Source organism: Streptomyces sp. BI87, from assembly GCF_025957665.1.
Lineage (GTDB): Bacteria > Actinomycetota > Actinomycetes > Streptomycetales > Streptomycetaceae > Streptomyces > Streptomyces albidoflavus.
Map to the genome: position 1 here is coordinate 360,545 of NZ_CP110079.1, position 14,383 is coordinate 374,927.

The following is a 14,383-nucleotide window of genomic DNA, read 5'->3' on the forward strand; positions in this document are numbered from 1 at the left end:
TTTTCGACCATGTGCCGAAACTTCGTGGGTCGGGACGCTAGGACTCCCCCTCACAGGGGGTCAACCCTCGGTCACCGGGTTATCAAAGCGTTACGTCTGGGCGGCAGTTGGCCCGTGATCTATGCTCCTGGCCATGCGCGATGACGAGAAGACGGGCCGCATCACCCTGGCGCAGGTGGCCCAGCGGGCCGGCGTCTCCATTTCGACAGTTTCGAAAGTCCTCAACGGGCGGCAGGACGTGGCGGCCCCCACGCGGATCAAGGTGGAACGCCTGCTGGAGGCGCACGCGTACCGGCGCACCACACGGTCGGCCCACGAGGCGCCCCTCATCGAGATCGTCTTCCACGAGCTGGAGAGCATCTGGGCGATGGAGCTGATCCGGGGCGTGGAGAACGTCGCCAAGACCCACGGCGCCGGCGTCGTCCTCACCGAGAGCGGAACCCGCCACGCGCCCGGCCCCGAGTGGATGGAGGCGATGCTCCAACGCCGCCCGCTCGGTGTCGTCCTGGTCTTCTCCGCCCTGCCCTGCGAGGTGAAGGAGCAGCTCAGGGCGCGTTCGATCCCTTTCGTCATCATCGACCCGGCGGGCGACCCCGACCCCGACGTGCCCTCGGTCGGCTCGGCCAACTGGAACGGCGGACTGGCCGCCACCCGCCACCTCGTCGAGTGCGGACACCGGCGCATCGGGGTCATCACCGGCCCCGAGGACATGCTCTGCTCCCGCGCCCGGCTCGACGGCTACCGCTCGGCGATGACCATGGCGGGGCTCGAAGTCGACCCCGGCCTCATCCTGTTCGGCGACTTCCACGTGGAGGGCGGCTACGACCGCGCCACCGAGATGCTCTCCCTCCCCCACCCCCCGACCGCGATCTTCGCCGGCAGCGACCTCCAGGCACTCGGCGTCCTGGAAGCCGCCCGGGTCCACGGCCTGCGCGTCCCCCACGACCTCTCGGTCGTCGGTTACGACGACGTCTCCCTCGCCCGCTGGGCCAGCCCCGCCCTGACCACGATCCACCAGCCCCTCCGCCAGATGGCGGAGGAAGCCACCCAGATGCTGATGCGCCTACGGGACAAGGAACCGGTCGCCACACGGCTGGAGCTGGCGACGAGTCTGGTGGTGCGGAAGAGCACGGGGGCGCCGGCGGGGGGCTGAGCGGCACTCGCAGAGGCCCACCCGTCGGCCTCAGCTCAAGAAACTCAGCCGCACCTTGCGGTCGACGTTGTCCACGTTCGTGTCCACCAAACTCCGTTAGGACAACCGTCACGTTACCTGGTCACGTCCCACGGATCGGTCGTCGGCGGGCTTCGCATGGAGGAGAGGTCGGCCTAGACACAGGGTGGACTCAAAGCTGAAGTTTCCCCGTGATCCTGGACAGTCGTTCGTTATGCCGCGAGGGCGTGTTGATGTCGCTGCCTGGTCTCGGACGGTGTGAGGTAGCCGAAGATCTTGTGCTTGCGCAGGCGGCGGTTGTAGAAGGTCTCGATGAAGGTGAAGACCTCAGCGCGGGCGGTGGCCCGGTCGGGCCAGGTCCGGGTTCCGATCCCTTCTTTGAACAGGGCCCCGAAACTCTCCGCTGCGGCGTTGAGTTGCGGCCGATCAGATTCGGGGCCGGCTTCGCCTTCGCATCCGGCCGGGTCAGCGAGCGGTGCTTGCGGCGGGTGACACCGCGGATGTCGCGCTCGCGCATGACGCGGGCGATGCGCTTGCGGTTCACCCGGTGCCCCAGGCGCCGCAGCTCGGCGTGGATGCGCGGGACGCCGTAGGTGCGACGGGAGGCGATGTGGAGCATGATGATCTCGTGGGCGAGCGCGTCGTCGGCCGCCCGGGCCTGGCGGGCGGTCTCGCCCTCGCGCCAGGCGTTCACTCTCCTGCACGAAGAAGGCCGTCGCTTTTTTCAGGGTCTCGATCGTCTGCTGCTGTTCACGGTTCTCTCTGCGCAGCCGGCGCAGTTCCTCACGCTCCGCGTGGTCAGACGCCCGTGCCGTTCCCGAGGCGACCTTGTCCCCGGGATCGGGTCACTCCGCCAGCACGATCGTGTGCGGTGTCGGCGTGAGCTGCGCCCGGTAGCGACGCACGCCCCAGCTACGGTGCTCCAGTTCCGCCGCGACCAGCACCTCGGCTGTGTTCATGCAGTCGGGCACGAGCTCCACCAGCACGGCCACCGGGTGATCGCCGACCAGAGGGAATCCTTTGACTCGTCGGAACTCCCACTGCGGGTTCGGTTGGGAAGCTCCGTGGCCCCGGACGATCCACTCCTCTCTCGCCGGTCCGGATGCCGGCGGCTTCTCCACCCCTACATCCAGCACTCCCGTCGTGACCGTGAAGCTGACGCCGGTCCCGGGGCCGGGGACCGGGTGAGTACGCTCGCCAGGGTCGATCAGGCGCGCGATCGGCTGTGTCTCACGCTCCGGTGTCGACAGTGCGACACCCAGGGAGGCATGGCGGAATACGCCTCTGCTCTCCGGTGTCTCGGGGCGAAACGAGCACACCATGAGCAGTTGCCGGAACTCCCGGTCGGGGATGGCACTCAGATAGGACAACCAGCCGGCTGGCGCGCCCGCATGGTCGGCAGGCAGTAGGTCCCAGCCGAAGGTGAACCTGCCACGCAGCGGTGCGTCATCCGCTGGGCTGCCGAGCGTACGCTCCGGCACGAGTTCGACATCGTGCAGCCGAATCTCGGTCATGGGTTGGCTCCCTTGTTCCTACCATGCACATAGATGAACGCTCCCCAGTCACGGTACTGGGGATACGCGGCACGCGTGGCGAGTTGGGCACCCCGGAAGGCCTGCTCCGGCTCAGTGCCGCGCGCGACTCCTAGATGCAGGTGGTGGTAGAAGTACGTGGCCGGTTCCGGGCGCACGGGCCACAGGCATCCGACGACGGCCTGCGCTCCGGCGGTGATCAGTGCCGAAGGGATGCCACGAACGTTGTCACCGCGGTCGAATCGGCCGAGCGCGGACTCACAAGCGGCGAGCGTGACAAGGCGGACGCCGCGCAGGTCGATGTCCAGGAAGTCGTAGGCGAATACCCGGCCGTCGTCGTCGCCGTCCGGCGAGAGATAGAGGCAGTGCATCCACGGCGCGTCCTCGTCCAGTGTCCCGTGTACGGCGATGTGGACGACGTCCGCCACGGACATCTCCGCGCGCAGCCTGTCGCGAGTGGCCGCACGGCCGGTAAGGGCTTCAGCGTCTACCGCCTCGGCGACCTTCCGCGCATGCTCCTCCAGCGCCGGTTCGGCATGCAGACCAAAGGGAACACCGCCAGCAGCGGAGGCCAGCACAACGGTGCGGCCCTCACGCGCAGGTACTTCGGCGGATGCCAGGGCTTCGAGGCCGGCGATCGTAGTAACCGTCCAGTCGTCGGCGATCAGGCGGCCGCCCCTGCGGCACAGCGGTAGGGGCAGGTAGTGCAGAGCGCCGTGCGGCCAGGCCAGGATTCGGTCCTTGCCCTGGGCACGCCAGTTGTCCCACAGTTCGCTGCCTCCGAGCGGCAGGTCGGCCGACTCCAGCAGCCGACCGCCCTCCGGTGTCACGTCGCCGAACAGCGGGTCGCGTTCGATCTCTGTCCGGATCGCCTCGACGCGGTCCGCATCCGGGTGCCGGTCGTCGTTCTCGTCCGCGCCCTCGCCGAGGTGCACCACGAGCTCCCGGCCCTGTCTGGTGACCGCGAGCAGCACGGTCGCGCCGTTCACCGCCGCGGGCAGGAACCACGTCAACAGCACCGTTCGATCGTCCAGCAGATCATGTGCCTCGGCCCAGATGTGCTGGTCGTCGATGAGCGCTGTCGAACGCCGACGCAGCTCGTCGTCGATGAACGACGAGGTGCGCCACCGTAGATTCCGGGCGATCTGCGTGTTGTCGTGGCCGCCAGGGCGATGATCGGCGTCCACCGCGTTCAGCAGGTTCAGCAAGGCGCCACCTGCGGCGGTGGGCTCCTCCCAGTCGCGCAGCTTACCGAGGAAGTGCTGGATGTGCGCGGGCAGCACGAGTGGGTCTTCGATGCGCCACCACGCGCCCAACTCCGCACCCTTGCCCGCTTGATGCAGGCCGAGTAACAGCCCCATCGGCAGCGTCTCGCTTTCGGCGGTGAGCTGCCAGACCGCCGAGTGCACGAGGTCTCGCAGTATCGCGCCGAGTTCGGGCGCGCCGTTGGTGTCGAAGTTCGGCGCATCCACGATGATCGCGTACACGGCGTTCCTGAGTTCATCGCCGCGGAGGTTACCCAGCTGCTGCACAAGCGGCACCAAGCTCGCTTGGGCCAGTTCCTCGAAGCCGAGCGAGGCGTAGGAGAGCGCCGCATACGTGTAATAGCCCCATGGGAACGGGACAGGGCTGGAGACCGGCTCGCCCGCCTCCGCCGATTGGTAGTACAGGTCGGCCGTGAGCAGCCGGACCTCTTCGTTACGGGCGTCGCCCGCCTGGCGTAGGAGGGTGAGCCCCCACGACGGCTGCCCCCGATCGCGGGCGTGTGCGGCCGCATGCAACAGAGCCGCAGATCGCTGCGTCGATGTCCAGAACTCCGGTATTGAGACCGGTAGTTCTTGGTGGGGGTTTGGGCATGCGCTCGGGTCGTCGGGTAACACGTGGAGCCTGGCCTCGATCAGTTGCCTGCGATGGGCAGAGGCCCACCGAATGTCGAGCTGCCCAGCCCAGTCCAACACGGTTCGCAGCAGCCGTCGGTCGGCTCGTTCCCGGGCCAGGTTGACACCTTGGCTGATCGCCTTCGCGGTCACCGTACTCCCGTGGTCGATGACGAAACCGGCGGGTGGCGTCCCGAATACCCTTATGAGCAGCCCGTCGGTCGTCTCCGGGGCCGCTCTGTCCATCGTCCTGAGGAGGAACAGCGCGAGATCCGGCTCGTCGTCGGCGGAAGAGTCGTGCCATGCCGAGAGCGCAGCGCGAGCAGCACCACGGTGGACTCCCTCCTCGTCCGCGAGGATCTGCGCCAGTGTCGCCAGGAGCCGAGGCCTCCTCACCCCACCATCTAACTCCAGCGCACGCACCACCAGGTGTCCCGCTTCTGCCACCAGCCGATGGGACTCCTTCTGGAAGGGTTCCTCTTCGGTGAACCACGTGCGGTACAGGTCCGCGGTCAGCCGAGCGGACCATGTGGTCAGCAGCGGCTCACGAGCGTAGACGTCGGCGGCCGCGTCCTCCTGTCCCCTGATGGCCATCCGCAACCGAGCGGCAGCCAGCAGCGAGGCTTCCAGGTCGGCGGTATCGCTCACTTCGTCGACCAGCCGATCCGCCAGGGCTTCGGACTCCTCGAACACCACGCGGTCACACCGGTCCGCCATCAGTTGGACGCCCGTCTCGACGGTCTGAAGCGCCGCGACCCGCCAAGCAGCCTTCATCGCGCAGGCGTCGGCGACCTCCGCGACCAGTCGCCAGTAGACGTACATGAACTCCACCAGGCCGCGGTGATCGAGGAACTCGTCCCGGAACAGCAGATCCATCATCGCCTCGGTAGACATCGCGCCGTGCCCCGCCAAAGCCTGCCGCATTTCCTCCACTTCGCGCGCCCGTCGCTTCGCCTCATCCAGCGACATGATCCGGTCACGCACGTACTGGGCCAGCTCCATGAGCACGCCCACCGGGTCGATCACGAAGGTGCCGGTCGGCTTGCCGCCCGCCTCGGAGTCAGGCTCACCGAAGCGCACCAGGCCGGCACACACCTTCCCTCGCCGCGTTTCGAAGATCAGCGCGCCAAGTGGATCGTCTGTGGCAGGCAGCACGTGGGACACGACCAGCATGACTGAGCCCGAAGCGTCCGCGGCCTCCCACCACCCCGCCGGCATTTCCACGTCGAGGTCGTGCACGAAGAGCGCTCCGTCGGGATCCCCGACGGACAGCACACCTTCTTCGTCTTGCGTGACACACCACCGGGGGGAGAGGGAGTGGCTGAACGGCAATTCGTCCAGTGAGAGGAGCACCGGGAGGCCCCGCGCGTACGCGCGGGTGAACAGGCTGCCTCCTGACCCACCACCAGTGATAAACGGGCAGATGCCGGACAGGCCGACGGCCAGGCCGGCATGCCGGACACCCTCCGCATCGGCGAGGAACGCCCACCCGGTGACCTCGCGTGACAGTCTCACGCCATCCCCTTCGCGCTGCCAGCCATCGACAGGTTCAACGGTGGCACGGACAACGGCCGAACCAGTCGGTTCCCGGGCACGGGACAATGATCTGAAGGGCGGCAACGTGGATGCCACCCCGTGCACCCGTCCATACGCACCTGCTGCACTTGTTGATCTAAGCCTCGCCCACGAAGGCCGATGCCGCCGCTACTCCGACTCGCTTCTACTGCTTCGCACAACTTGTCCCGACAACTGAAGTTGGTTTCCTCCTGGCCCGTCAGTTCAAGCCTGCCTACAGCGTCGGGTGATCCTGCCAAGTGACGACCGCAGCACCGGAGCAGGTGTACAACGGGCTCACAGGGCCTCTCCATCGCGGCGTTTCGCCGGCGACCCCGCCCCGGCCCATCGAGCCGACCAGGCCGTGCCGGGTGAGTACGGCAGCGACCTTCCGGGACCGAAATTCTCCTGGCCCCGGTCAACGGCCCGCGCCCGTAGCGCCGAGCGAGTCTGATCTGCGTGAGGCCCCGGGGAGTTCCCTGAGCCCCACGCGCGCGACGGATGCGGGGCGTCAGAGAGTGCCGGGGCCCTCGTCCAGCATGCGGCGGGCCTCCGCGAGGGCGGCCGTGTGCGCGAACCACTCCAGCACCGCGCAGATCTCCTCGCTGTGCCCGGCGAAGACCTCCACAGGGAAGGACGGGCGCAGATCGAGCTTGGCCTCTGCCAGGTCGATGCCCTCGATGCCGTTCAGCCGGGTCATCAGCTCACGCCGCAGTGGCTCGTCGTCGAACGGGGGGCGCCGCTTCAGGTACTGGAAGACGACTTCGACCGTCCCGGAGACCGGGTAGAGCCCCAGCGGCCACAGAGCTCGGGTGTCGGTCGTGCCGCCGAACCGCGCCATGGGGAAGCAGCTGGTCTCGCTCGCCCGGCCGTAGGCGAGGTGGCCGCCCTGTTTTTCCCAGAAGCGGAGCGCGCCCAGAACGCCTTCGGCGGTTTCCTTGGTCTGGTTGTCACGCAGTTGCGCTTCGAACCGGTCGGCCGCCGACAGCTGCTCGTCTTCGTCCTGTGGGGACGGCACGGCCTCCGCGACGGTTTCCTTGCCGAGCAGGGCCGCCAGGTCGGCCGTCGTCAGCCGGTGGGAGCGGCGGGCCCGGCCCGCGTCGTCGAAGGGAATGCCCTCCGCCTCCAGGCGGGTTCGCACATCCCCGGGCTCCTGACCGTCAGGCCACCGGAAGCCCGCCGAGACGCGGCCGTCCGCCGTCAGCACCCGGTAGGCGCCGTGCAGGCCGGCCTTGGACGCCAGGTGCTGGCCCACCGGGACGGCATGGGTGCCGATGAGCGCCGCGACATCGCCGTACGTGGTCCACGTACCCGCCGGCATAGCAAGGAGCGCGGCCCGCAGCTCCTTCCAGCCGGACCACTCGTCGTCCCCGGGAACCGTTCCGGCGACGGGGCCGGGCCACAGCCGCACCGCCCGGTCGGCCAGGCTGGCGGCGCGGTCGAGGATCTCCGCCCTCCCCCACCGCTCCCGCCCGGCGATCTCCTGGTTCATGCGCAGGGCGCTGGAGTCCAGGATCTCCTGCTTGCGCCGGAACGGATGGTTCGAGAGCTTGGCGTTGTCCGCAGAGAGGGTCAGATTGCCCAGTGTGTGGACGAGCAGGGCATGGAGCTCGTCCGGGCCCTGTCCGTCCTCGGCCTCTTCGGCGAGCAGGTCGAACCACTGCTGGGCGGGGTTCTGCGGCAGCACGTGTTCGACGGTGAGACGCGCTTTGGCGTAGTCGACCGGCTCGCTCCCCCCGTAGCTCTCCTCCAGCCTGCGCAGAACCTGAAGCCGCTGATTGCTGCGGCCCGCCTTGTAGAAGGGCCGGGTGCGGATCGCTGTGCGGACTGCGTCGTCGTCAGGCCACACGCGCGCGCCCGCCTTGTTCTTCGACAGGATGCGGCGTACGGCCTCCGCCGGGTCCTCGTCCTTCTCCAGTTCCTTGGGCATCTCCATGAAGACCCGGTTGCTGCCTGTGGTGGAGTAGCCCGCGAAGAGACGTCGCACCATGTAGCTCTCGGCGTACGCCAGTGCGCGGGCGGCCTGATGGGGTGTGGCCTGTCCACCGTCCACCCGGTCGAGCAGCTGAAGCGCCAGCGGGTAGTGGGTCTGGCCGCCCCAGCGGGACAGTCTTTCCAGCACCTCGCGCAACTTTGGGTCAGGCTCCCGTTCGGGCTCCAGGATCCGCATCAGGCGTTCGGCCCGCCGTGAGAGGGACTCGATCTCGGCTTCGAGGGCCGCCTCGTCCGCGCTCAGGGGTTCCAGGCGCTTCTTCTGGTCGCGGTAGATCTCGCTCTGTTTGGCCCGGCTGTTGCCGGCCACGACCAGGTCGAGCCAGACCAGGAGTTCGAGGTTGGCCGGACCGAGCAGTTCCTGCATGGGCAGCCAGCAGTTGCGGTAGACCGACTCGCCACGGGTCGGCAGATACATGAAGAGGTAGTTGCGCAGTAGGTCGCTCTGGCTGAGTCCGACACCGGTGTTGTTGATCGACTCAAAGATCCGGTAGACGTTGTCGCCCTCGGCCGCGGTGATCTCGACGACCGACAGCAGGCCGCTCAGTACGGCCTCCACCGCCTCCGTCCACGCCTCACCGCCGCTCTCCTCACCCTCGGTCAGCGCGGCGAGGAAGAACCGATAGGCGGCGCCCACATTGCCGGGACCGCCTGCCTTGGGTGAGCTCTCGACGCATGCCGTGAAGGCCTCCCGGTCCGCCTGCGTCGGCAGGAGCCGGTAGTGGTCGTCACCGTTGCGGTACTTGTTGACGAGCATCAGGTCATGGATGCGGTCGGCCTGCCGTTCCGCGTCGCCGCGTTCCCGGTGGCGGTCCCGCAGCGCGGTAAAGGCGAGCATGAGGGTGGTGAGCCGCTGCTGGCCGTCGACGACGAGCCAGCGCTGCATGCCGCCGGCGGTGATCCGGCCCGGTGCCAGCACGACGGAGCCGAGGAAGTGCGCTGCGGGAGCCCGCCCTTCCAACTGCTCCTCGACCAGCTCTTGCACGTCGTCCCAGAGCTGCTGCAGCTGATCACGCTGCCAGCTGTAGGTGCGCTGGTAGAGCGGCACCTGGTACTGCTTCTCGCCCTGGACGAGCTCTTTGAACGTGGTCTCCTGAGCGTGCACGTGTGCTTCTCCCCTGGGCGTCTTCGACCGGCTGCCCATTCTCCACGATCACAGGTGCGCACGGGAGTAACCGGACAATCTCGTCGCCGTCAGCAGCTGGCGGCGACGAGCAGGTCGCGGTAGTCACGCCAGGTACCGATCGCCTGCCAGGAGCGGTCGGCCCTAGAACGCTCAACCGCCCGCGAGGCCCATCATCGATCCGGGCGGCGTCTTGTTTGGTGTGGCCGGAAGTCGCTCCTACAGCGACGACGTATGTGTCCCTACCCGAGGAACGACAGCCGGACCTGACGGTCCGCATTGTCGCGATTCGTATCCACCAGACACACCGACTGCCAAGTCCCCAGCTCCAGCCTCCCGTTGACCACCGGCAGCGTCGCATGAGGCGGGACGAGGGCTGGCAGGACGTGGTCGCGGCCGTGGCCCGGGGTGCCGTGGCGGTGGTGCCAGGGGTGCTCGGCGGGGAGGAGGGTGTGGAGGATGGCGAGGAGGTCGTCGTCGCTGCCCGCGCCGGTCTCCAGGACGGCGATGCCGGCGGTGGCGTGGGGGACGAAGATGTTGAGGAGGCCGTCGCGGCCGGCCGCCACCTCGTCGAGGAAGCTCGCGCAGTCGGCGGTGAGGTCCCGGACGGTCTCGCGGGAGCCGGTGGTGAGGTGCAGGACTCGGGTGTCGAAGGCGTCAGGCATGCCTCCATCCTCGGGGATGCGGCGCAGCAGGCCGGGGGTGACCCGCCCAGGAGCGGGAGAGTGCGACCTGCCGGAGTGGGCGCGCCCCCTGTGGCGCCCGACCTGATACGCCACGTCCACCCATCGAGACGCCATTGACCGTCCGTGGAGCATCTCGCTACGTTCGGCGGCATGTTGCGATCAGTTCTGCTCACCACGCGCGGTCACATCGACCTGCTGCGGGTGGCTTCCGCCGCGTGTCGACGCGGCTGCTGACGCCCTTCCTCCCCCTCCTTCCCGCGCACACGTACGTGGCGTGATCCGCTGAGCGGAGCGCCGCCCGTTCCGCGTATGCGCGTCCCCTGATCCGCCTCGCCGCCGTACCCGCACGGAGCTGCTCCAGCGGTCCGCGTGGGCGGTTGGGCCTTCGGCTCGCGCCACCCCCTTCTCTCCCCGCCCCTCGCCCTCCCTCGCCGTGGAGCCCTCATGAGCGTCGATCACGCACCGCCCGACATATCCCCTGTTTCCTCATTGCCGCCCTCAGCCGTCCCACCGCGCAAGGACCCGGAGCTGGTGCCGCTGGCGGCGGCCGCCGGGCGGCGCAGTCGGGTGCCGCGCTGGGTGCGTCGGACCTCCGGGCCGCTTCTGCTGCTGGCGCTCTGGCAGGTGCTCAGCGGTACGGGCGCCCTGCCGGCCGACATCCTCGCCGCTCCAGGCACCATCGCCCGGGTCGCCGTCGACCTCGTCGCGGACGGGTCGCTGCCGTCGGCGATGGCCGTCTCCCTCCAGCGGGTCGCGGTGGGGCTGCTGCTCGGGCTGGTGGTGGGGGTCGGGCTGGCTCTGGTGTCGGGGCTGTTCCGGGTCGGCGAGGACCTGGTCGACGCCAGCGTGCAGATGCTGCGGACCGTGCCGTTCGTCGGGCTGATCCCGCTGTTCATCATCTGGTTCGGCATCGGTGAGGCGCCGAAGGTCGCCATCATCACGATGGGTGTCATGTTCCCGCTGTACCTGAACGTCTACGCCGGTATCCGCGGGGTGGACGCGCAGCTCATCGAGGCGGGTGAGTCGCTGGGCCTCTCCCGGTGGGGTCTGGTGCGCCACGTCGTCCTGCCGGGGGCGCTCCCCGGGGCGATGACCGGCCTGCGGTACTCGCTCGGTATCGCCTGGCTCGCGCTGGTCTTCGCCGAGCAGGTCAACGCGGACGCGGGCATCGGCTACCTGATGGTGCAGGCCCGGGACTTCCTGCGGACCGACGTCATCGTGGTCTGCCTCATCGTCTACGCCTTCCTCGGCCTGCTGGCCGACTTCGCCGTCCGCACTCTCGAAAGGCTGCTGCTGCAATGGCGCCCGACCTTCACCGGACGGTGACCCCTAGCGGGCCCGAGCCCGCCACCGACGCCACCACGAAGCCTCCCGTCGACACGGCCGCCGCGGGCGACCAGGAACGCCCCGCCGCCGTACGCGTGCAGGGCCTGAGCCGGGTCTTCGACGGCCGGCGGGTCCTGGACGACCTCGATCTGGAGATCGCGCCGGGTGAGTTCGTCGCGCTGCTGGGCCGCAGCGGGTGCGGCAAGTCGACCCTGCTGCGCATCCTCGCCGGACTGGACCGGGACATCAGCGGTACCGCCCTCGTCCCGCGCCGCAAGGCGGTGGCCTTCCAGGCGCCCCGGCTGATGCCGTGGAAGCGGGTGTGGCGCAACGTGCTGCTGGGCCTCGACGGGTCGTCCGCCGACCGGGCCCGAGCCGAACGCGCCCTGGAGGAGGTGGGGTTGGGCGACCGGGCAGGCGCCTGGCCGAAGACCCTCTCCGGCGGCGAGGCGCAGCGGGCCTCCCTCGCCCGGGCGCTGGTCCGCGAGCCCGATCTGCTGCTGCTCGACGAGCCGTTCGGGGCGCTGGACGCGCTCACCCGGATCAAGGCGCAGCACCTGGTCGGCGAGGTCTGGCAGCGCCACGGCTGCGCGGTGCTGCTGGTCACCCACGACGTCGAGGAGGCCGTGCTGCTGGCCGACCGGGTCCTGGTGATGGACGGCGGTGTCATCGCGCACGAGGTCGACGTCCCGCTGGAGCGCCCGCGCGGCCTGACCGATCCGCGCTTCGCCGCGCTCCGCGCCGGGCTGCTGGAGCGGCTGGGCGTCGACGCCTCGGCCGCCGCCTGACCGCCCCACTACTCGCCACTCGCCCCTCCCCCGAACCGTACGAACCCACGAACGGAACCCCATGAAGCGCCGGCCACTCCCCCTCGCCCTGCTCCTGCTGATCCCGCTCTCGCTCCTGGCCTCCGGCTGCTCCGGCCCCTCCCCCGCCGCCTCCTCCGGGGGGTCCGGGAGCAGCACCGACGGGAAGGGGTCGGTCGTCCTCAACGTCGGTGACCAGAAGGGCGGCGCGGAGGCGGTGCTGCGGGCCGCCGGGGAACTCGACGATCTCGGCTACCGCATCACGTGGTCGACCTTCACCTCCGGTCCGCCGTTGCTGGAGGCGGTCAACGCCAAGGCCGTCGACATCGGTTCGGTGGGCAACACCCCGCCCGTCTTCGCGGCCGGCGCCGATTCGAAGGTGACGGTGGTCGCGGCCACCCACGGCGACCCCTCGGGCGAGACGATCCTCGTCCCCAACGACTCGAAACTGAGGCGCACCGAGGACCTGAAGGGCCGTTCGGTGGCGGTGGCGCAGGGCTCGTCCGCCCACTACCAGCTGGTGGCATCGCTGCGGAAGGCCGGTCTGGAGCTGAGCGACGTCAGGGTGACGTATCTCCAGCCTGCCGACGCGCTGGCCGCGTTCACCGGCGGCAAGGTCGACGCGTGGGCGGTCTGGGACCCGTACACCTCGCAGGTGCTCACCGCGAAGCAGGGGAAGGTGCTCACCGACGGGCGCGGGGTCGTCAACGGGCTGAACTTCCAGGTGGCGGCGCCGGGCGCGCTGGCCGACAAGGGCAAGTCCGCGGCCATCGGGGACTACCTGAAGCGGCTGCGGCGGGCGGAGAACTGGGTGTACGAGCACCCGGAGGAGTGGGCCGAGGTCTGGGCGAAGGACACCGGGCTGCCGTACGAGGTGGCGCTGGCGGCGGTGAAGCGGACGTACGGGACGCGGATCAGTGTGGCCGTGGACAAGGAGGCCATCGCCTCCGAGCAGGAGATCGCCGACACCTTCGCCGAGCTGAAACTCGTGCCGCGCCGCTTCGACTTCGCCGACTACGTCGACACCCGGTTCAACAAGGGCCTGCCGCCCTCCACCACCGAGGGCCGCGGCTACAAGGAGGGTTCCTGATGACGGTCCGCCTGCACTGGTTCCTGCCGACCGGCGGCGACGGTCGTACGCTCGTCGACCGCCACGCCTACACCGACGGCGGGGTCACGCGCTCCCGGGTCACGCCGGTCAGCGGGGTACGGCCGCCGGACATCGACTACCTGGCGCAGATCGCCAAGGCCGCCGAGCACCTCGGCTTCGAGGCGGTGCTGACGCCCACCGGCACCTGGTGCGAGGACGCCTGGCTGACCACGGCGGCACTCGCCCAGCACACCGAGCGGCTGAAGTTCCTGGTCGCCTTCCGGCCCGGGGTGATCTCGCCGGTGCTGGCCGCGCAGATGGCCGCGACCTACCAGCGGGTGACGCGCGGGCGGCTGCTGCTCAACGTGGTGACCGGCGGCGACGGCACCGAGCAGCGGCGGTTCGGCGACCATCTCGGCCATGACGAGCGGTACGCGCGGACGGACGAGTTCCTCTCCGTGGTCCGGGGCGCCTGGACGGGCAAGCCGTACGACTTCGACGGGCGGCACTACCAGGTGGAGGGCGGCCTCACCGCGCTGCCGCCCGACCCGCTGCCCGAGGTCTTCTTCGGCGGTTCCTCGCCCGCCGCGGGACCGGTCGCGGCGCGACACGCGGACGTGTACCTGACCTGGGGTGAACCGCCGGCCCAGGTGAAGGAGAAGATCGACTGGATTCGCGGGCTCGCCGAGCGGGAGGGGCGGACGGTGCGGTTCGGCATCCGGCTGCACGCGATCTCGCGCGACTCCTCCGCCGAGGCGTGGCGGACCGCGCGCGCCCTCCTCGACGAGCTGGACGCCGACACGGTGGCGGCCGCGCAGGAGGCGCTGGGGCGCAGCGAGTCGGTGGGCCAGCAGCGGATGCTGGCGCTGCACGGCGGCTCCCGCGATCAGCTGGAGATCTCCCCGAACCTGTGGGCCGGGGTCGGTCTGGTGCGCGGCGGCGCGGGTACGGCGCTGGTCGGCAGCCATGCCGAGGTGGCCGACCGGATCGAGGAGTACCACGCGCTCGGCGTCGACCACTTCATCCTCTCGGGTTACCCGCACCTGGAGGAGGCGTACTGGTTCGGGGAGGGCGTGATGCCGGAGCTGGCCGCCAGGGGGCTGTTCGAGCGGCCCGGGAAGGGTGGCGTGGGCGGGGCTCCGCTGCTGGTGGCGGGCGGTCGCTGACCGGTCGGCGGTGCGGGTGGGGGCGTCGGGAAGAACCCGGCGCCCCCGCCCGTTGGCACG

Annotated in this window: 11 protein-coding genes; 6 read left to right on the plus strand and 5 right to left on the minus strand. The window is 69.7% G+C overall.

Features of this window, described 5'->3' with window-relative positions:
• Positions 1-121: 121 nt before the first annotated feature.
• Positions 122-1,153 carry a LacI family DNA-binding transcriptional regulator gene (locus OIM89_RS01530; protein ID WP_264490900.1) on the plus strand — a complete coding sequence of 344 codons (1,032 nt, stop codon included), beginning with the start codon at positions 122-124 and terminating at the stop codon, positions 1,151-1,153.
• Between the two features lie 190 nt (positions 1,154-1,343).
• On the opposite strand, the gene OIM89_RS01535 is transcribed toward OIM89_RS01530, so the two are convergent.
• The 5 genes from OIM89_RS01535 to OIM89_RS01555 all read right to left on the minus strand — a co-directional run bounded on the left by OIM89_RS01535 (position 1,344) and on the right by OIM89_RS01555 (position 9,914).
• A complete protein-coding gene (locus OIM89_RS01535; protein WP_264490901.1) occupies positions 1,344-1,865 on the minus strand; it encodes an IS3 family transposase in 522 nt (173 codons plus the stop codon).
• Positions 1,866-2,016: 151 nt separating this feature from the next.
• Positions 2,017-2,685 carry a hypothetical protein gene (locus OIM89_RS01540; RefSeq protein WP_195730039.1) on the minus strand — a complete coding sequence of 223 codons (669 nt, stop codon included), beginning with the start codon at positions 2,683-2,685 and terminating at the stop codon, positions 2,017-2,019.
• Entirely contained in the window at positions 2,682-6,095 is a 3,414-nt protein-coding gene (locus OIM89_RS01545) for a CHAT domain-containing protein (RefSeq protein WP_195730040.1), read from the minus strand. Before OIM89_RS01545 ends, OIM89_RS01540 begins: the two co-directional genes overlap by 4 nt.
• Positions 6,096-6,645: 550 nt before the next feature.
• Positions 6,646-9,231, minus strand: a complete 2,586-nt coding sequence (locus OIM89_RS01550; RefSeq protein ID WP_195730041.1) for a DUF262 domain-containing protein — start codon at positions 9,229-9,231, stop codon at positions 6,646-6,648.
• A 260-nt stretch (positions 9,232-9,491) separates the two neighbouring features.
• The gene (locus OIM89_RS01555) at positions 9,492-9,914 is read right to left on the minus strand and encodes a secondary thiamine-phosphate synthase enzyme YjbQ (protein WP_195730042.1); all 423 of its coding nucleotides are present in this window, start codon (positions 9,912-9,914) and stop codon (positions 9,492-9,494) included.
• Positions 9,915-10,085: 171 nt separating this feature from the next.
• Between OIM89_RS01555 and OIM89_RS29940 the strand changes: the two genes are divergently transcribed.
• From OIM89_RS29940 to OIM89_RS01575, 5 genes are all read left to right on the plus strand, one after another.
• Complete coding sequence (locus tag OIM89_RS29940; RefSeq protein WP_350495123.1) at positions 10,086-10,169, plus strand: putative leader peptide; 84 nt, start codon at positions 10,086-10,088, stop codon at positions 10,167-10,169.
• Positions 10,170-10,379: 210 nt separating this feature from the next.
• The gene (locus OIM89_RS01560) at positions 10,380-11,261 is read left to right on the plus strand and encodes an ABC transporter permease (protein ID WP_195730043.1); all 882 of its coding nucleotides are present in this window, start codon (positions 10,380-10,382) and stop codon (positions 11,259-11,261) included.
• A complete protein-coding gene (locus OIM89_RS01565; protein WP_195730044.1) occupies positions 11,234-12,049 on the plus strand; it encodes an ABC transporter ATP-binding protein in 816 nt (271 codons plus the stop codon). The genes OIM89_RS01560 and OIM89_RS01565 overlap by 28 nt, the downstream gene beginning before the upstream one ends.
• Before the next feature lie 61 nt (positions 12,050-12,110).
• Positions 12,111-13,157, plus strand: a complete 1,047-nt coding sequence (locus OIM89_RS01570; RefSeq protein ID WP_195730045.1) for an ABC transporter substrate-binding protein — start codon at positions 12,111-12,113, stop codon at positions 13,155-13,157.
• Positions 13,157-14,323, plus strand: coding sequence for an LLM class flavin-dependent oxidoreductase (locus OIM89_RS01575; RefSeq protein WP_238470262.1), 1,167 nt, complete (start codon positions 13,157-13,159; stop codon positions 14,321-14,323). Before OIM89_RS01570 ends, OIM89_RS01575 begins: the two co-directional genes overlap by 1 nt.
• Positions 14,324-14,383 lie beyond the last annotated feature (60 nt).

What these genes read in the sequence shown, in the direction of transcription:
- OIM89_RS01530 (WP_264490900.1), top strand. Translation starts at nt 122, where the DNA reads ATGCTCCTGGCCATGCGCGATGACGAGAAGACGGGCCGCATCACCCTG.
- OIM89_RS29940 (WP_350495123.1), top strand. Translation starts at nt 10,086, where the DNA reads ATGTTGCGATCAGTTCTGCTCACCACGCGCGGTCACATCGACCTGCTG.
- OIM89_RS01555 (WP_195730042.1), bottom strand. Translation starts at nt 9,914, where the DNA reads ATGCCTGACGCCTTCGACACCCGAGTCCTGCACCTCACCACCGGCTCC.
- OIM89_RS01565 (WP_195730044.1), top strand. Translation starts at nt 11,234, where the DNA reads ATGGCGCCCGACCTTCACCGGACGGTGACCCCTAGCGGGCCCGAGCCC.
- OIM89_RS01560 (WP_195730043.1), top strand. Translation starts at nt 10,380, where the DNA reads ATGAGCGTCGATCACGCACCGCCCGACATATCCCCTGTTTCCTCATTG.
- OIM89_RS01570 (WP_195730045.1), top strand. Translation starts at nt 12,111, where the DNA reads ATGAAGCGCCGGCCACTCCCCCTCGCCCTGCTCCTGCTGATCCCGCTC.
- OIM89_RS01575 (WP_238470262.1), top strand. Translation starts at nt 13,157, where the DNA reads ATGACGGTCCGCCTGCACTGGTTCCTGCCGACCGGCGGCGACGGTCGT.
- OIM89_RS01540 (WP_195730039.1), bottom strand. Translation starts at nt 2,685, where the DNA reads ATGACCGAGATTCGGCTGCACGATGTCGAACTCGTGCCGGAGCGTACG.